General features: G+C 59.5%; 18 protein-coding genes. 3 read left to right on the top strand and 15 right to left on the bottom strand.

The genetic code is table 11. The features are described 5' to 3' along the window. Positions 1–33 precede the first annotated feature (33 nt). The 3 genes from HMPREF1261_RS08745 (at position 34) to HMPREF1261_RS08735 (ending at position 2,466) form a co-directional block, all read left to right on the top strand. Complete coding sequence (locus HMPREF1261_RS08745; RefSeq protein WP_023030684.1) at positions 34–1,386, top strand: TIGR01777 family oxidoreductase; 1,353 nt, start codon at positions 34–36, stop codon at positions 1,384–1,386. A 74-nt stretch (positions 1,387–1,460) separates the two neighbouring features. Further along, positions 1,461–1,952, top strand: a complete 492-nt coding sequence (locus tag HMPREF1261_RS08740) for a YbjN domain-containing protein (protein WP_005279056.1) — start codon at positions 1,461–1,463, stop codon at positions 1,950–1,952. After that, on the top strand, positions 1,945–2,466 hold the full coding sequence (locus HMPREF1261_RS08735; protein ID WP_023030683.1) for a YbjN domain-containing protein: 522 nt from the start codon (positions 1,945–1,947) through the stop codon (positions 2,464–2,466). The genes HMPREF1261_RS08740 and HMPREF1261_RS08735 overlap by 8 nt, the downstream gene beginning before the upstream one ends. A 134-nt stretch (positions 2,467–2,600) precedes the next feature. Here HMPREF1261_RS08735 and HMPREF1261_RS08730 read toward each other — a convergent pair whose 3' ends face one another. From HMPREF1261_RS08730 to HMPREF1261_RS08660, 15 genes are all read right to left on the bottom strand, one after another. Then, positions 2,601–3,455 (bottom strand): PPK2 family polyphosphate--nucleotide phosphotransferase, encoded by an 855-nt coding sequence (locus tag HMPREF1261_RS08730; RefSeq protein WP_023030682.1) that lies wholly within the window; start codon positions 3,453–3,455, stop codon positions 2,601–2,603. 156 nt (positions 3,456–3,611) lie between these two features. Continuing rightward, complete coding sequence (gene nusB / locus HMPREF1261_RS08725; RefSeq protein WP_023030681.1) at positions 3,612–4,247, bottom strand: transcription antitermination factor NusB; 636 nt, start codon at positions 4,245–4,247, stop codon at positions 3,612–3,614. A gap of 9 nt (positions 4,248–4,256) precedes the next feature. Continuing rightward, entirely contained in the window at positions 4,257–4,820 is a 564-nt protein-coding gene (gene efp, locus HMPREF1261_RS08720) for an elongation factor P (RefSeq protein WP_023030680.1), read from the bottom strand. A 140-nt stretch (positions 4,821–4,960) separates the two neighbouring features. Then, the gene (locus tag HMPREF1261_RS08715; RefSeq protein WP_023030679.1) at positions 4,961–6,067 is read right to left on the bottom strand and encodes a Xaa-Pro peptidase family protein; all 1,107 of its coding nucleotides are present in this window, start codon (positions 6,065–6,067) and stop codon (positions 4,961–4,963) included. A 135-nt stretch (positions 6,068–6,202) separates the two neighbouring features. Then, complete coding sequence (aroQ, locus tag HMPREF1261_RS08710; RefSeq protein ID WP_023030678.1) at positions 6,203–6,631, bottom strand: type II 3-dehydroquinate dehydratase; 429 nt, start codon at positions 6,629–6,631, stop codon at positions 6,203–6,205. 2 nt (positions 6,632–6,633) lie between these two features. Next, positions 6,634–7,704 (bottom strand): 3-dehydroquinate synthase, encoded by a 1,071-nt coding sequence (aroB, locus tag HMPREF1261_RS08705; RefSeq protein WP_023030677.1) that lies wholly within the window; start codon positions 7,702–7,704, stop codon positions 6,634–6,636. A gap of 55 nt (positions 7,705–7,759) precedes the next feature. Then, positions 7,760–8,299, bottom strand: a complete 540-nt coding sequence (locus HMPREF1261_RS08700) for a shikimate kinase (RefSeq protein WP_084519549.1) — start codon at positions 8,297–8,299, stop codon at positions 7,760–7,762. Then, positions 8,300–9,511: a chorismate synthase gene (aroC, locus tag HMPREF1261_RS08695; protein ID WP_034658285.1), complete on the bottom strand. Its 1,212-nt coding sequence runs from the start codon at positions 9,509–9,511 to the stop codon at positions 8,300–8,302. Positions 9,512–9,532: 21 nt separating this feature from the next. Further along, on the bottom strand, positions 9,533–9,973 hold the full coding sequence (locus HMPREF1261_RS08690) for an A24 family peptidase (RefSeq protein ID WP_023030675.1): 441 nt from the start codon (positions 9,971–9,973) through the stop codon (positions 9,533–9,535). A 72-nt stretch (positions 9,974–10,045) separates the two neighbouring features. Next, positions 10,046–10,864: a shikimate dehydrogenase gene (locus HMPREF1261_RS08685; protein ID WP_023030674.1), complete on the bottom strand. Its 819-nt coding sequence runs from the start codon at positions 10,862–10,864 to the stop codon at positions 10,046–10,048. Between the two features lie 36 nt (positions 10,865–10,900). After that, positions 10,901–12,094 (bottom strand): endolytic transglycosylase MltG, encoded by a 1,194-nt coding sequence (gene mltG / locus HMPREF1261_RS08680; RefSeq protein WP_034658197.1) that lies wholly within the window; start codon positions 12,092–12,094, stop codon positions 10,901–10,903. 37 nt (positions 12,095–12,131) lie between these two features. Continuing rightward, complete coding sequence (gene ruvX, locus HMPREF1261_RS08675) at positions 12,132–12,683, bottom strand: Holliday junction resolvase RuvX (protein ID WP_005283223.1); 552 nt, start codon at positions 12,681–12,683, stop codon at positions 12,132–12,134. 9 nt (positions 12,684–12,692) lie between these two features. Then, the gene (gene alaS / locus HMPREF1261_RS08670; protein WP_023030672.1) at positions 12,693–15,377 is read right to left on the bottom strand and encodes an alanine--tRNA ligase; all 2,685 of its coding nucleotides are present in this window, start codon (positions 15,375–15,377) and stop codon (positions 12,693–12,695) included. A 127-nt stretch (positions 15,378–15,504) separates the two neighbouring features. Continuing rightward, the gene (locus HMPREF1261_RS08665; protein WP_023030671.1) at positions 15,505–16,890 is read right to left on the bottom strand and encodes a replication-associated recombination protein A; all 1,386 of its coding nucleotides are present in this window, start codon (positions 16,888–16,890) and stop codon (positions 15,505–15,507) included. Positions 16,891–16,921: 31 nt separating this feature from the next. After that, a complete protein-coding gene (locus HMPREF1261_RS08660) occupies positions 16,922–18,136 on the bottom strand; it encodes a phosphotransferase family protein (protein ID WP_023030670.1) in 1,215 nt (404 codons plus the stop codon). Positions 18,137–18,165 lie beyond the last annotated feature (29 nt).

Here is an 18,165-nt window from a genome sequence, read left to right as displayed (position 1 = left end):
GGTGAGGCTTAGCCGAAAGAGGTGCATCACGCAGTGAGTTTCTCCGCGCAGCACGTAGTCCCAGCCTCCCGCGAACACGTCTGGCAGTGGCATTCCCGGCCAGGGTCGCTCGCACGCCTAAACCCACCTTTCGCATTCATGAAGCCCGTGCAACAGGCCACCGATCTGGGCGATGGCACCTCCCTGCTCGCCCTGCCCGGCGGATTGCAGTGGACGGCCCAGCACGATCTATCGCGCTACCAGGCCGGCTATAGCTTCAGCGATGTCTGCATCAACGCGCCGATCCGCAAATTTGCCAAGTGGCGTCATACGCATCGCTTTGCCGATCACCCAGACGGGACGCTGATTACGGACGAGGTAGATACCCGCATTCCCGCCACCGCCCTCACCTCGCTATTCGCCTACCGGCAGCACCAGCTCATCCAGGATATTGCCTTTGAAAACCGCCTGCGCGAAGCCCAGCTCGGCCACAAGCCGTTGACCATCGCCATCACCGGCTCGCGCGGCAGCGTGGGCAGCGCCCTGACCGCGCAGCTACAGACCCTGGGCCACACCGTGATCCAGCTCGTGCGCGGCACCGCGCAATCCGGCCAGCGCGAGTGGCGCCCGCACCACCCGCGGCCCGATCTCCTCGAGGGCATCGACGTGCTGGTGCACCTAGCCGGCGAACCCATCTTTGGGCGCTTTAATGACAGCCACAAGGCCGATATCCGCGACTCCCGCGTGGGCCCCACCGAAAACCTCGCCCGCCTGGTGGCCGCCACCGATTCCGTACAGGCCATGGTGTGTGCCTCTGCCATCGGCTTCTACGGGTCTGAGCGCGGCGATGAGCTGCTAACCGAGGACGCCGAGCGCGGCGAGGGCTTTCTTGCCGATGTCGTGGCGGACTGGGAGAAGGCCTGCGCGCCCGCCCAAAAGGCCGGAAAACGCGTGGTCAATATCCGCACCGGCATCGTGATGTCCGGGAATTCCGGCCTGCTACCGCTGTTGCGCGCGCTGTTTTCCACAGGGCTTGGCGGCGCCTTTGGTGACGGCAACTTTTGGTACAGCTGGGTCGCCTTAGACGATCTCACCGACTCCTATATACGCGCCATCGTGGATGAGAACCTTAAGGGTCCGGTCAATGGGGTATCACCAAACCCGGTGCTCAATAAGGACTTCGTATCCGCCTTGGGATCCGAATTGCACCGACCCACCATCCTGCCGATCCCCCAATTCGGACCCGCTTTGCTCCTGGGCAAGCAAGGCGCGCAAGAACTCGCCTTGGCCGACCAGCGGGTGAAGCCACAGGTGCTCGAGGACATAAGCCATACCTTCCGCTACCCCACCATCGACGCCGCCTTGGCGCACGAACTCGGCGGCGAAAGCCTGTGGGAGTCGCCGTAGGAGCGCTATGAGTTAGGTAAACTAGGCAGGGTTGACCATTATCCCCGATTAGTACATGGATTGAGACTACTTACGTGTCTGAAGAACCAACCCTGTATCCCGATACGCCCATTGAGGATGTCACCCTAGAGCGCATCGGTGAAATTTTTGACTCCGAAAAGCTCGAGTACCGCGTAGAAGAACAGACCGTCGGCGAAGGCGAGACGGTAAAGATCCTGCGCACCGGCTTTTCCAATATCGCCATTGCCCTGCAAGTGCGTGACGATGTCCTCGTGGCAGACTCCGTCTGGCGCGGCAACGCCCCAGCCTCGGAAGGCCCGCAACTGCTCATGGTCCTCAATAAGTGGAACCAGCAGCACTTCGCGCCCACCCTGCGCTTTTTTGAATCGGCCGAAAATAATCTGGCTGTCTCCGGCGTGCGCGAAATCAACATTTCCCATGGCCTGTCCCGCAACCAGATCGGTGCCTTCGTGATGTCCACCTTGGACTCCATGCTGCAGTCCATGGCTTTTGTTGAAGAGCACTACCCACAGCTTGTCACCTGGGAGGAGCATAACCATGACTAATGCATCCACCGCATCTACCGAAAACAATTTGCCTGAGGTCGATCTAGACCGCGTCGTAGCTGCCATGGGCACCTTCGACATTGAGCTGACCAAGGTGGAAGGCGAAATTGACGCCGCCACCGCCAACCTCAATGGCCTGCCCACCATGTTTGCGGTCCTGGATTCCGTTGTCATCGTGCGCTGCGATGTGCCAACCGATGCCTCGTTCTCCAAGGCCGATGCCGGACTCTTCCTCGCCGCCAACCAGATCAACTCTGTAGCATTCGGCGCGCGAGCAGTTATTTCTGAGCACGACGATATGCTCGTCGTCCGCACCGAGCGCGATATTCCCGCCGCGGCCGGAATGACCGACGAGCAGCTCACCACGGCTTTGAAGAAGGCCGTCGATGCCGTCATCAACGGCCAGGACGCCATGGTTTCTGCCGCCGAGGAAATGGCCAAGCTCGGTTCTGAAACCGCAGCGAAGGCCGGAAACGGCGGCGAGGAAAACTCCACGCCGTCTGACAACGCCTAAGCCGCCTTACCTAAGGCTTCTCCCCCGCACTTGTTTCGCCCCGTCTCCGTGCTATCGCGCACTGCGGCGCGGCGACGATGCGGGGATTTTTAGGTGCCTTACCCTACTTGGGTTCTCAGCGCCGCGGCTAGACGCTAGTCCGCGTCGAGGATGCGCTGCTTTTCTGCCTCCGGATCGAATTCGGGCGCGGGCCACGACAGGTTCAAATGCCGCAGCGCATCGACGATGAGATATTTCAAGGCCATGCGCGCATACTTCTTATTATCCGTGGGGATAACAAACCACGGCGCCCAAAGCTCATCCGTCCGGCGGATGGCATCTTCATAGGCGGCCATGTATTTATCCCAATAGCCGCGCTCTTCAAGATCTGAAGGGTCGTACTTCCAGTACTTATCCTCACGCTCGGTCCGCTCGATGAGGTTGTCCTTTTGAAACTCCGGCGAGATGTGCAAAAAGACCTTGAGGATTTTTACCCGCTTTCCAGCGAGCTCTTGCTCATATTCACGAATCGCCTCGAAGCGGCGGTCGATCTCTTCCTCATCCACCCACTCGTGCACGCGTTGAATCAAGACGTCCTCATAGTGGGAACGGTCAAAGGCCACGACTTGGCCAGGAACCGGATCGTGTTTGCGGATGCGCCACAGGAAATCGTGTTCCATTTCCTCTTCCGTGGGCTTACCAAAACCCACGGTCTTGGTGCCCTGCGGATCAAAGACGGAAAAGACGTGGCGAATCGCCCCGCCCTTGCCGGAGGTATCCATGCCTTGCAGGACCACTAAGAGCGAAGGTGCGTCATCGCTATGCGCCCTGCCATTAGCAAAAAGGCGCTCCTGCAAATCATAGAGCTCATCGTCGTAGCGTTCGAAGCGGTCCGCTAAGTCAGACTTTGAGCCATCGAATCCTGGAGTCGCCGTGGGATCGACATCTGCAAGCCGAAAGGTTTTTCCGGCGCGCAGGTCTAGCGCATCTTTGATCTTAAATTTACCCATGACACACAGTGTACAAACGCCAGGGTGTGGAGCGGGTGGAGCGGGCGAACCGGGGCTGGCTCCCGCGACGCCTCGCTGCAGGAGACATGACCAGTTCCCCAGCTTCATTGCTTCTTAAACTAAGCAAGCCGGGAAACTGAGGAAACTGGGAATGGGTTAGGAGTTACCCTCTTCCGATTCCGCACGTGGGGAGGCTTCCCCAGACTCCTCTGGCGTCTTCGGCATTTCTGATGCCTCTGCGTGCGTCGAGTCCGCAGAGTCCTCTTGGGCATCCTCGGCCTCCGCGTCGTCGCTTTCTTCCTCTTGACCGACGTTATTCATCGGGCTTAGCTCAGAACGAGATTGCGCGACGTCATCCAAGACCGCGTGAATATACGGTGCGGCTTGATCGTGGGAATACTGCGAGGCCAGCTCCACGCCTTCGACGACGGCCGTCGCGGTGGGAACATCCGGATTAAACAGCAGCTCCCACACCGAAAGGCGCAGGATAGCGCGGTCGACGGCGGGGATCCGGTGCAGCTCCCAGTTCTGGGAAAGATACCGCGAGATCGTGTCATCGATAGCGTCTAGCTCTTCTGCTACACCTTGGACGATGACCTTGGTGTAATCCGCAATCGGCGCTACCGCGTGGCGATCCTCGCGCGCCAGGGCAACGCGGTCCTCAACGATGGCGACGGGATCGAGGTCCCGGTTCTCCGCTTCATAGAGGATATCCGCTGCGCGACGGCGCGCGCGGTAGCGCGCGGTATGGCGTTTATGATTGATATCCCGCTTAGCAGTGTTATCAGACAAGATAAAGCCCTAGTTATTGACGCGGGACAGGTACTCGCCGGTGCGGGTATCGATCTTTAGTACATTGCCGATTTCAATGAACAGCGGAACCTGAATCTCGGCACCGGTCTCCAACGTGGCAGGCTTGGTGCCGCCGGAGGAACGGTCACCCTGCAGGCCTGGTTCGGTGTGCTCTACCTTGAGGTCGACGGAGATAGGAAGCTCTGCGAACAATGCCTCATCCTCGTAGAAGGAGACCTGCACGCGCATGTTTTCCAGCAGGAAACGGGCGGCATCGCCAAACTTCTCCGGCGAGAGCTCGAACTGTTCGAAGGTCTTTTCATCCATGACGACATAGCTGGTGCCGTCGTTGTACAGGTAGGTCATATCGCGACGGTCCACCGTGGCGGTTTCTACCTTGACGCCCGCGTTCCAGGTCTTGTCCACGGTCTTTCCGGAGACAACGTCCTTGAGCTTGGTGCGCACGAACGCTGGACCCTTGCCCGGCTTCACATGCTGAAACTCGGTGATCTGCATCAGCTTGTTGTCAATCTTGAGAACGAGTCCGTTCTTGAAATCAGTAGTATCAGCCATTGCGGTTAAACTCCCGAAAATTGTGGTTGAAAGGTTGAAAGCAAAGTATAAGCCTACCGGATAGCCCGCACCCGCTGGGCCACCGGTACCCCCCTAAATTCTCCGCCCTCGGGAGGGCGGAGTCACGGAACCAAGCCTACCTATGCCGGCAGCTCCGTAAAGTCCTTGGAGGCAGCGGTAATGATCTTCGGGGCACCATCGGTGATGATGAGCGTATCTTCGATGCGCACACCGCCCTTGCCCGGCACATATACGCCCGGCTCGATGGTCAGGGTCATTCCCGGGGCCAGCTCTCCCTTACCGGTCGTGGCGGCAAAGGGGGCTTCGTGCACGTCCAAGCCCACGCCGTGCCCAGTGGAGTGGACGAAGTAGTCGCCGTATCCGGCGTCGGCGATGATGGTGCGGCAGGCGGCGTCGACATCGGAAAGCGAGGTGCCCGCTACCGCTGCTTCGACGCCGGCTTGCTGTGCGCGCAGCACCACATCGTAGATCTCCTTGGCAAAGTCATTTGCCGTGCCCACGACGTAGGTGCGGGTGCAGTCAGAGTTAAATCCGCGCAGGTGAGCACCGAAATCGATGGTAACCAAGTCCCCATCTTCGATCACGCGATCGTCCGCGCCGTGGTGCGGCATCGCAGAGTTCGGGCCAGAGGCCACGATGGTATCGAAGCTCACGCGCTCCGATCCTAGGATGCGCATGCGGAATTCCAGGTCAGCGGCAACTTCGCGCTCCGTGCGGCCCGCGCGCAGCTCGCCTGCGGCAAGGAGGTCCTCCAAGGCCTGGTTAGCAATCGCTGCGATCTCTTCCAGCTTTTCCAGCTCGACAGGATCCTTGGTCAGGCGGATATCCTCGATGATTCCGGTAATGGGCACCAAGGTGACCCCATCAGGTGCAGAATCCTTCAGATCTTCCAGCTCCGATACGGACATGTAGTCAGCTTCGAAACCAACGCGAACCGGCGACTGGGCATCATCGAACTGCTGCAGGAGCACCTTGCCCACAGCACGGCCCTCTACCGCCTCCAGGTCCGGAACTTCCTGGGCAATCTGGGTGGTATAGCGGCCATCGGTAGCCATGAGCGCGGAGAGATCCTTGCGCAACAACAGCGCACCGTTGGAGCCAGAGAATCCAGACAGGTAGCGGACGTGGGTTAAGTGGGTCACCAATACCGCATCGATGCGCTGACCAGCTAATTCCGCAGCTAGCTTCCGGCGACGATCGCTGAAGCGAGTATCTGCAAGTGCCATAAAATCATCCTTTGCGGGGATCGTAGTGAAGTGTAAAAATTTATTCCTCCACTATATCTATTTCCGCGGCCATGGTGGCCAGGTTCGGTGTATTCTTACCGGCTGCGCTCAACAGGCTCCGAATTGGGCCGGCGTTTATTGGCACAAATAGTCCACCGCGGCGCAGTATCCAAAGACCCCCAGGCCGGCAATGACGCCGCGGGCAATGGGGCTTAGATAAGAATGATGCCGGAATTCTTCCCGGGCATGCACGTTAGAGATATGCACCTCCACGAAGCCGGCGCCATCGGCAATTTCTGCCAAGGCATCGCGCAAGGCAACAGAGGTATGCGTCAGCCCACCTGGGTTAATGATGACCGCGCTGCCGGCATCGGCGGCGGCATGGACCTTCTCAATGAGCTCGCCTTCAAAATTAGACTGGAAAAACTCGACCTCTGCCCCGTGCTTCGCCGCGCACTCGGACACGAGCTTTTCGACATCGCTTAGCGTCGTGGAACCGTATACGTCCGGTTGGCGCTTGCCCAACCTATTGAGGTTCGGTCCATTAAGAACAACGATTTTCATATCTACTCCGTGATGGCGGCATACGCCGCTTCTAGTTCTTCGCGCGTGGGGCCTTCTATCCGCGTCGTCGCGCCGATTCCGGTGAGCGCCACGAAGCGTATCTTCCCATCGCGGTTTTTCTTATCGTGGGTCATAGCCTCATATAATTCCGCGAATTTACCCGGTTGATAGCTCGTGGGCAGGCCAATATTGCTCAAGATATTGCGGTGCAATTCCACCAGTTCTGCATCAATCAGGCCACGGTGGTGGGAAAGGTGGGCGATGAACATCATGCCTACGGCTACCGCATTGCCGTGGCGCCACGCATAGTTTTCCTGCCTTTCTATGGCGTGGCCAAAGGTATGCCCATAATTGAGGGTCTCGCGCAGCCCGGCTTCCTTGAGGTCTTCTCCCACCACCGCTGCCTTCACCGCGATGGAACGCTCAATCAGTTCGGGCAGGACACCGCGTGGGTCAAGGCAAGCACCTGGATTTTCCACATAGCGTTCCACGATGACCGGATCATGAATGAACCCGGTCTTAATGATCTCCGCGGAACCAGCCACGATCTCCGCCTGTGGGAGGGTCTCTAGGCGCTCCAGATCAACGAATACAGAGTCCGGCTCGTGGAAGGCGCCGACGAGGTTCTTCCCGGCCTTCGTATTAATTCCAGTTTTCCCGCCCACCGCGGCATCAACCATGGCGAGAAGGGTCGTAGGGACCTGAATCACTTTGATTCCGCGCATCCATCCGGCGGCGACAAAGCCTGCCATATCCGTGGTTGCCCCGCCGCCTACACCAATGACGATATCGCTGCGGCTAAAGCCGGCCTCACCAAGGCGGTCCCATACGCCTCCCACCACGCTCAGTTGCTTGGCCGCCTCAGCATCCGGCACCTCGCACAAGACGGGGGCGACGCCCTGTAGTTCTACGGATTTCGCGAGTTCTTCTGCGGCGGTGCGCAGGGCAGGCTGGAAGATCACCGCCGCCTTATCGGCACCCGTGTCCGCGCAGCGCCGCGCGATATCTTCGCTGAGACCCGCTCCAATGCGGACCTCATACGGGCTCGGTCCGTTAACGGCGATGGTAGGCATTGGGTTGTCCTTTCTACGCAGCGATAACCTGCGGGGATGCGGGTGGGGTTCCCGGCTAGAGGGTTTCTAAAAAGCCCAGGATATCGCCCACGACCTGCTGCGGGGAGCGAGTATCCGTGCGCACGCGAAAATCGGCTACTTCCAGGTAGAAAGGCCGGCGCGTTTCCACGATTGACCGGTAATGTTCAACCGGGTTATCCGCCGCTAATACCGGACGGTTGCGATCGTCAGCCGTGCGGCGCGCGCCTTCTTCTGCGGAAATATCGAGGAAGACGACGGTGTGGCGCTCCAGAAGCTCGCGCGTAGAGGCCGTCATCACCGCGCCCCCACCAAGGCTTACTACCCCGCCCTTCTGCAGGGCTTCAGCGACATGTTCTGCCTCGAGCTCGCGAAATGCCGGTTCGCCTTTCTCACTAAAGACCTCGCCGCAAGGTTTTCCCTCGGCCATTTCGATCAGGTGATCCGAATCCACCAGATCGCAATTCAGCGCGTGCGAAAGCCGGCGGCCAATCGTGGACTTTCCCGCCCCGGGCGGGCCAATCAATACCACGCAAGGATGCGGTTGTCCCGTTACATCGGTTGGCGTTGTCATCATTTACTCCTGGTTAAAGGCGAGTCGCTGCGAAACGTATTCTTCATATGCAGCAATGGCGCGGGAGGTCTCGCTCAAGCTATCCCCGCCAAATTTGTCTAAAACTGCGCGCGCTAGCACGAGGGAGACCATGGCCTCAGCCACAACTCCTGCTGCCGGCACGGCACAAACATCTGAGCGCTGGTGAATTGCGGTGGCATCGGCACCCGATTCCATATCGATCGTCTGCAAAGCACGCGGCACCGTGGAAATCGGTTTCATGGCGGCGCGGACCCGCAATTGCTGCCCGTTAGTCATGCCGCCTTCCAAGCCGCCGGCCCGGTTGCTCAGGCGCGTCACGCCATCCTCGGTGCGGACCATCTCATCGTGGGCTTCGGAGCCGCGCCGACGCGCCTCTTCGAAGCCATCACCGATTTCAACGCCCTTGATCGCCTGGATGCCCATCAATGCTCCGGCCAGCTGCGCATCCAAGCGGTCATCGCCCGAGATATGTGAGCCGAGGCCAATGGGGAGGCCATCGACGATTACCTCAACGATGCCGCCTAAGGTATCGCCCTGCTTCTTGGCGGCTTCAATCTCTGAAATCATCGCGGATTCGGCGTCCTTGTCAAAGGCGCGCACCGGCGAGTTATCAATGTCTTCAATATCCGCAAAACTCGGGGAAGCGCCGGTATAGGGCTGCGATGCGCCGATGGAAATCACGTGGGAGAAGACTTCAACGCCTAGCGTTTCCCGCAGGAAGTTCCGCGCTACGGTAGCGGCGGCAACGCGTGCGGCGGTTTCCCGGGCAGAAGAACGCTCCAAGATGGGGCGGGCTTCGCTGTGGTTATATTTCACCATGCCGGCGAAATCGGCGTGGCCTGGCCGCGGGCGCTGCAAGGGCGCGCCACGGCCCGAATTCATCGCCCTGGCTACGTCCTCATCCTCCATATCGATGGGATCTGCGGACATGACGGTAGTCCACTTCGGCCACTCGGTATTGCCAATCATGATGGCAATGGGGCTACCAATGGTCAGTCCGTGGCGTACGCCGCCCAGCAGCGTGACCTCATCGGCTTCAAACTTCATGCGCGCACCGCGGCCATATCCAAGGCGGCGCCGCGCAAGCTGATGGGAAATATCAGCACGGGTAATGGGTACTCCGGCCGGCATGTGCTCCAGCATGGAGATCAGTGCCTGGCCGTGGGATTCACCAGCGGTAGTCCAACGAAGCATGCGGGTATTATCGCACGCCACCTATCCACAGGGAATAACTAGGCACCCCAATATATTCGCCTCCCCCTCAAAGAGGGTATGCACGGCGATGACCAGCCCGGCGGCCACGAGCATCGAGGGCCCGTGGGGCACGCCGCCCTTGGTCCGCGCGATGCCGCTTGCGATCAAGGTGAGTACAGCGGCACCGCCACAGGCGATGATAACCGCCAGCGGGCCTGCCGTGGCACCAACGAGCATGCCCAGCGGCAGGGCCAATTTAATATCTCCCCCGCCGATGCCAGCGCCCCGCAGTGCTACTAGGAGGTACAGCACCGGCCAGAATAACCCGCCCCAATTAACAACAGTGACCGATAGAACCCCTGCTGGGATGGTCAGCGCATCGGGCAAGCGCCGCTCGCGAATATCCCACCAGCTCAAGGCGGCTGCCCACAGGCCATAAATTATTCCCCCGAAAATACCCATGGCATAAGGCTAAGCGCCCGCCTTGCCACTCTTCATGGCAAGGCGGCGCACATGGGCGTATTTCCAGCGTGGTTAGAGGTTGCGCAGGCGAAGCTCTTCCTGCAGGGCCGCGACCATCTCTTCGCGCGGTGCAGTAAGCCCGGTGAATTGCTCGAATTGGCTAAATGCTTGATGCGCCAACATGACATGCCCTCCCACGGTGAAGTAGCCATTCGCGGCGGCGCAGGCGGCGAGCGTCGTAGGCCACGGGTGATAGATCACATCGAGCACTGGGGCGTGGGCAAGCTGGAAGCGATAATCCTCTAACGCAGCCGAAGGCACGGTGGAAATAATCAAATCCGCGGAGCGGGAAAGGTCCTCGAGGTCATCGTCAAAGGTTGCATACTGCAAATTGAGCCCGAGCCGCTCGGCCAAGGGCTGGAGTTCTGCTTGGCGGTTCGAGCGGTTCAAGATGGTGACCTGGTCGATTCCGCGTTCTGCCAAGGCCCACAGCGCTGGACGGGAGGTTCCGCCCGCACCGATGATAAGCGCCTGGGAGACTGGCCGAAGCCCAATGAGTTCTTGCAGGGCGCCGCGCACGCCCTCGGTATCGGTATTATCCGCGCGCCACCCATGTTCGGTGCGCACCAAGGTATTGGCGGACCCGATAAGCTGCGCCCTATCGCTTCGTTCTTCCGCAACCTCGAGCGCGGCGAACTTACCGGGCATGGTGACGGAAAAGCCGCGGTACTCGGGGCCGCGTTCTTCCAAGAATGGGACAAGGGTATCGGCCGTGACCTCAAAGCGGGTATAGGACCACTCCTTGAGCCCCACTGCGGCATACCCCGCGTTGTGCAGGATAGGCGATAACGAGTGTGCGATGGGGCTACCGAGTACTGCGGCGCGCGGCATGGGAGAGCAACTACCTTTCTGGCTGCGGCCTAATGCCTACTCAGCCGGTTGATCTGAGGCGGCATCGCCGTTGCCGGCACCTGCTCCCTCACCCTCGCGCTGCGAGTCGAGGACGCCGGAGCGGATGGCATCGTCCACGCGGTCCAGGTGCTCATCGTAGGTATCAGAGAACACGGTGGTGCCGTCCTTATCCACGGTGACGAAGAACTTCCAGTTACCTTCGGCCGGTTCTTCCATGGCGCGGATTGCCTCATCAGAAGGCGAGGAAATCGGCGTATCCGGCAGGCCTTCCTTGGCGTAGGTATTCCACGGCGTCTTCTCCGCACGTGCCTCATCGGTGGTGGCAAGCTCAACATCCTCCAGACCGTAGTTCACGGTGGAGTCGAACTCGAGGCGCATGGGCTCGTCCAAGCGGTTCAGGATAACGCGGGCGACCTTGTCGAATTCGCCGGCAGGTGCCTCGCGCTCCACCAAGGAGGCAGAGGTCAAAAGCTCGTACGGCGAAAGACCAATGGCCTTGGCACGGTTTTCAATGTCGGTTTCTTCATAGCGCTTGGCAGAGCGGGTAATGAGGTCCTTCAAGATATCCTTGGCGCTCATATTCGGGTCGAGCACGTACTGACCAGGGGCAATCAGGCCCTCAATACGCTTCGGGTCATTGCCGCGCTTCTTAATGGCATCCAGTGCCCAATCGGGCGCGCCGAGCTCCTTAGGATCGGTTTCCGCTGCTGCCTTCTCCAGCTCTTCCTTCTCCAAGCAATTGCCGTCATCGCAGCTAACCTGGGCGATCAAGGAGTAGATACCAAAGCGCACGTCACCGCCGACGACCTTCACGTCCTCCAGGGTCGCACCACCTTGGACCTCGAGCATGTCCACACGGTTGTTTTCATCCAGCAATGCCTCTACCGCATTCGCCGCACTCATTTCTTCTTGCAGGCGGTAGAAGCCAGGTTGAATCTGGCTGGCGCTGTGGTTCATCGATGCCGCAGAGTCGAATGCCTCTTGGGTCTTGACCACATTCTTTTCCACGAGCGTGGGACCCAGCTCGGACATGGAGGACCCTTCTGGAACCTCCACCAATTGCGTGGTGCCGTTACCGGCCCCTTCGTAGTCGGCCGAAGAAGTGCCGATGCGTACTCCGATGTAGATCAGAGCTCCTAGAATAACGATGACGGATGCGACCACCACGGCGATGCCGCGCTGGCGCCGCTTGACGTACTTATCATCCATCGATCGCCCGAGGCGTTGTTGGTTACGGCTCACGTGTTTAGTCTCCTGAGTTTGAAGGCTGGGCTACTGCATCATCCGAGCGGAGCGCGTTAGCACGCCCATCCAGCCAGGACTGTAGTATTTCCACCGCTGCAGCTTGGTCAATGATTTTTCTGCCCTTCTTTTCGGACACGCCGGACGCGCGCAGCGCGGTGGTTGCCGCTACCGTCGTCAAACGTTCATCAGCCAAGCGTACTGGTGGTGGAACTTTATCTATATTTTCATCTTGATTCAAGCGGCGTCGAATCCGAAACGCAATTTCTTTCGCGTGTTTTACACTTTTTGACCCATTTCCGTGTAAATCACGCGGCAAACCAACAATGACTTCTACCGCGGAATATGCCCCAATAAGCTCGAGAATTCGATCAATGTCTTCTTGATCGCGGTCTTTGAAGCCGGTCTTCCTGGGAACGGTTTCCACAGGGGTAGCGAGGGTGGCCTCGCGGTTGGATGCCGCGACGCCAATTCGCACTGTGCCCACGTCGAGTGCTAACCGGCGACCCTCGCCTGGGTCATCCACTCCGGGGGAATCTGGTTCAACCTTTGCCACAATGAATCCTTATCGCGACTGCAACAGATCCTTGACGGCCTCAAAGCCGCGCTGCGCACCTTCCGGCGCGGTACCAGAGCCCTGCGCCATGTCTGGCTTGCCGCCGCCGCGACCGTTGACGTATTCGCCGAGGCGCTTGACGATGTCCCCTGCTTTCACGCCCTCGTCCACAGCCTTGCCCGTAGCGGCGGCGATGAACGGGAACTTGCCCTTATCCACCGCGCCGAGCACGATGACCGCTGCCGTATCCTTCATGCGGTTGCGGATATCGGTGGCCACGGTGCGCAGGTCGCCGCCCGAGGTGCCATCGGGAAGCTGGAGCGTAATGGTCTTGATGCCATTGACCTCGGTAGCCGAGTCGATGATTTCAGAGGCGCGCGCGGTCAGTTGCGCCTTGCGCAGGCCCTCGATTTCCTTTTCGGCCGCCTTGAGCCGCTCCGAAAGCTGCGAAATGCGCTCCGGCAGTTCCTCGGATTGCACCTTCAACTCGCGGGAAACGCCTTCTACCAGCGCGGTTTCCTTGGAGTAGTACCGGAAGGCATCCATGCCGGAGTAGGCCTCGATGCGGCGGGCACCGGAGCCCACTGAGGACTCGCCCAGCACGGACACGGGTCCGATTTCTGCCGAGGAACCCACGTGGGTGCCGCCGCAGAGCTCGATGGAAAATGGTCCGCCGATTTCTACCACGCGCACTTGGTTGCCGTAGTTTTCACCGAAAAGCGCCATGGCACCCATCGCCTTGGCCTCTTCCAGCGAGGTCTCGATGGTGTTGACGGCCATATTGGAATCGATCGCCTGGTTGGTAATAAGCGCGATTTCTTCCATTTGCTCCTGGCTCAACTGCTCGGTGTAGTTGAAGTCGAAGCGCAGGTAGCCCGGGCGGTTCAGGGAGCCTGCCTGCACTGCGGTGGGTCCCAGCACCTGCCGCAGGGCTGCGTGAATGAGGTGGGTGGCCGAGTGGGCCTGGGTTGCACCGTGGCGCCACTTCTCATCGACGGAAGCCTCAACGGACATGCCAAGGTCGAGCCCGCCGGCGGTAACGGAAGCCTTGTGTACCCACAGCTTCTTGCCAATCTTCTGGACGTCATTGACCTCCAAGAGGGATTCGCCCGCAGAAATGCGGCCGCGGTCAGCCATCTGTCCGCCGGACTCAGCGTAGAGCGGCGAGTGGTCCAAAATGACCTCAACCTCATCGCCCTCGTGTACCTCGTTGACCTTCTGGCCGTCTTTGACCAGGCCGATGACGTTCGCGCCCGAGACCAGTTCCTCATAGCCGGTGAATACGGTGGGGTTATTATCCACCCAGTCGCGGTACAAGGAGAGGTCGGTGTGACCGTGCTTCTTGGCCTGGTTATCGGCCTTGGCGCGGCGGCGTTGCTCGCCCATGGCGGCATTAAAGCCGTCCATGTCCACGTCGAGGCCGGCCTCTTGCGCCATTTCCAGGGTGAGGTCGATGGGGAAACCGTAGGTATCGTGCAGTTCGAAGGCCTTATCACCGGAAAGCACCTTTTGGGTCTTGGCGCGGTGGGTGGAGCGCAGGTCCTCCACTGCTTCATCGAAAAGCTTGGTGCCAGACTCCAGCGTCTTCAAAAACGCCTTTTCCTCGTTGATGGCCACGCGCAGGATGCGCTCGCGGTTATCCGCAATCTCGGGATACGACGGGGTCATGGTGTCCATGACGGTATTCATGAAGCGCTCCATGGTGGGGCCCTCGGCGCCGAGCAGCTTTGCTGAGCGAATGATACGGCGCAGCAAGCGGCGCAGGATATAGCCCCTGCCCTCATTTCCCGGGGTAACACCATCCAAGATGAGCATCATGCCGGTGCGGGAGTGGTCAGCCACCACGCGGAAGCGGATATTATCTTGCTCCGTTGCCTTCTCACCGTAGGTGGCACCGGTAAGCTCCTCGGCGACGTCAATGACCGGGCGCAGCAGGTCGGTCTCGTAAACGTTGTCTACCCCCTGCAAGAGGCAGGCGACGCGCTCGATGCCTAAGCCGGTATCGATGTTTTTCTTCGGCAGCTCTCCGACGATCTCAAAATCGCCCTTTCCGGTCCCCTCACCGCGCTCATTTTGCATGAACACGAGGTTCCAGATCTCCATGTAGCGGTTATCATCCGCAATCGGGCCGCCGTCCTTGCCGTATTCGGACCCGCGATCGTAATAGATTTCCGAGCAGGGCCCACATGGTCCCGGCACGCCCATGGACCAGTAGTTATCTTCCATGCCCAGGCGCTGGATGCGCTGTTCTGGCACGCCGATCTTATCGCGCCAGATTTCCGCTGCCTCATCGTCATCGAGGTACACGGTGACCCACAGGCGCTCCGGGTCCAGGCCAAACCCGCCGTCGGCTACGTCTTTGGTCAACAGGTTCCATGCATTGGAAATGGCGCCTTCCTTGAAGTACTGGCCAAAGGAGAAGTTACCCGCCATTTGGAAGAAGGTGTTGTGGCGGGTGGTAATGCCCACCTCCTCAATATCCAAGGTGCGCACGCACTTCTGGATAGAGGTGGCAAGGCCTTGCGAAAATGGTGGGGTCTGCTGGCCCAAGAAATAGGGCTTGAAGGGCACCATGCCCGCGTTAACGAAAAGCAGGTTAGGGTCATCCAGGATCAAAGAGGCGCTGGGGACAACCTCGTGACCAGAATTGACGAAGTGCTGGGTAAACCGTTCCCGGATCTCATGAGTCTTCACGAGCAATAATCCTAACTGTCTAAGCTTTTATCTTCCATCAAGAAGCTTTCTAACCCACCCAACTTTACCTACTGGTGGGCAGGCTGTGCCCATCGGTGGGGCCAAAACCGGCCATGCCGGTTCGCACTTAGCGGCGCTTGCCGCGAAGTATCCTGCGCAAACGGCTAATATAGTCAAAGATTCGCTTCTCAGCGCCGTGTTCGGTGGGCTCATAATATACGGTGCCCTCGAGCTCATCGGGCAGGTATTGTTGCTCCACTACCCCGCGCGGATCATCGTGGGGATAGGAATACCCCGTCGCATTTCCCAGCCGCTTGGCGCCCTCATAGTGCCCATCGCGCAGGTGCGGCGGCACGTGGCCCACCTTGCCGGCCGCGACATCGGCCTGCGCCTTAGTAATGGCAGCGATAACGGACGGCGATTTCGGCGCCGTCGCCAAGTGAATCGTTGCCTGCGCCAATGGGATGCGCGCTTCCGGCAAGCCGATCAGTTGCGCCGCCTCTGCGGCAGCGACGGCGACTTGCAAGGCCGTGGGATCTGCCATGCCAATATCTTCTGAGGCGTGAACCATCAGGCGGCGGGCGATAAACCGGGGATCCTCGCCGGCTTCCACCATGCGCGCTAGGTAGTGCAGCGCGGCATCGACATCGGAGCCGCGGATGGACTTGATGAAGGCGGAGGTCACGTCGTAGTGCTGGTCGCCGTCGCGGTCATAGCGCACCACCGCCCGATTCACGTTATCCGTAATCGTGGTCGCGGTGATCTCGCCGCCATCGTCAACTGCTTCCGCGGCCGCTTCAAGGTAGGTCAGGCTGCGCCGGGCATCGCCGCCAGAAAGCACGACGAGCTGGTTTAATGCCTCATCCGTAATGGTTAAGTCGCGCTCGCCTAGCCCCCGATCGCTGTCTAACGCGCGGCGGGCTACGCCTTTGAGGTCCTCCTCGCTCAGTGAATGCAGCTGCAAAAGCAGCGAGCGCGAAAGCAACGGCGAAACGACCGAGAATGACGGGTTTTCGGTCGTCGCTGCGACGAGCAGAACCGTCCGGTTTTCCACCGCTGCCAACAAAGCGTCTTGCTGGGTTTTGGAAAAACGGTGTACCTCGTCGATGAAAAGGACCGTCCGGCGGCCGTGGATAAGCTCTTGCCGGGCATGGGTAATGACTTCCCGCACCTGCTTGACCCCTGAATCAAGGGCAGAAAGCCCGACGAAGTTTTGGCCCATCTGGCTCGCGATGAGCGAGGCAATCGTCGTCTTACCCGTCCCAGGTGGCCCATACAAAATGACCGAAGCCTCCCCGGATCCTTCCACCAAGCGGCGCAGCGGCTTGCCTGGCGCAAGGAGGTGATCCTGGCCCACGACTTCTTCTAAAGTCTGCGGGCGCATGCGCGCGGCCAAGGGCGAACCGGAGTGCGTGGCAAAGAGATTGGCCGTGGGAAAAGACGATGCCGAGCCATCGCCTCCCATGCTGCCGCCGGCATTGGGAGAGGCGCCGAAGAGAGAATCCTGGCTCATGTGGTTTTAGCTCCCCAAAAAGGTGTAGTGATTAGTCGTCGTGGACGCGGCGGGCAACCAAGTTGCCAAACTCCGCGATGGCCGTACACGGTGCGGTCCCGCATTGGGCGGCGTAGCGCGCGAGCGCGTCAAAGGTTTCATAGAGGTCTTGGCGCACCAATAGTTCGTCCTCATTAAAAGGTCCGCTCTCTGGTGGGCGCAGGATCGAGCGCTGCGGGTCGTGGACAACCTCCGCTTCCCCGCTAGCAAGAGCAACCAATCCCTCAATTCCCCCAGCGTGCATGGTGGTCACGCTGGACAGAGCCCAGCCGATGAGGGAGGCGACGATAAGTCCGTGCAATTCGTCTTCATCGGCAAAGCGCGGCCACACCTCAGATACCTCGCGCGACCATGCGGCGAGGAATGTATCTGCTTCCTTATCCGTAATTGGCTTAGAAAACAAGAATTGCGGAAAGCCCGCGATAACGCAGGCGACATCGAAGCCCACGTTCCTAAAGCCTGCCCATTCGTAATCCAAGAAGTGCAAGCGCTTGGAAACGATGATGTTATCCGGCGAAAGATCGAAGGGAGTAAAGGCCCTATCCTTGCCAGAGGCGAGGGATTCGGCGGCTTGATTGGCCAAGCTGCGGAAACTTTCGGGGGCTTCAAGCCCCGCCTCATCCAGCAGATTGAGACCAATGCCGATGGAGCGATACAAGGATTGATCGCGCACGGATTGGTGATCGGCGTATTCCGGGTTATGGCGCAAGGTGCGGTTGAGCAGGGTTTCGAAATCCTGCTCGTGATCTGCGGTGCCCACGTGGATATGCCCCAATGCCGTGCCCAAGGAACGCAGGATGCGAATGCGATCCTCATCGCCGGATTCTAAGAGCACATCCGCAAGGGTCTCGGCTTCACCCAAATCCGTTAGGACGATGATGCGCCGGTCTAAATCGTGGGCGAGCAGCACGGGTCCAGGGCGCACGTCTTCTGCTAAGGCGGTGGTGAATTGGTAGGCCACGACCTCGCGCAGCATCGCTGCGTCATCCACGCCGTAGCCGGTGACCGGATTGTATTTGATGACCACAGAGCGATGCGGCAAAAATGCGCTAGGGGCAACCTTCGCGCGCAGGACTAAGGCATTGCCAGATCCGCCTAAATCCTCAATGTCTGACATTTCCGGCGTGCCACCAAAGCGGCGCGACAACATTTCCGATGCGGCACCAATGACCTCATCGGCCGAAAGCACTGTCTGTGTATCAACCATAGTTCTATCCAGTATGCCCGCCAACACAA

Origin of the sequence: Corynebacterium sp. KPL1818, from assembly GCF_000478135.1 — a bacterium.
Taxonomy (GTDB): domain Bacteria; phylum Actinomycetota; class Actinomycetes; order Mycobacteriales; family Mycobacteriaceae; genus Corynebacterium; species Corynebacterium accolens.
This window is presented reverse-complemented; position numbering and strand designations above follow the sequence as displayed.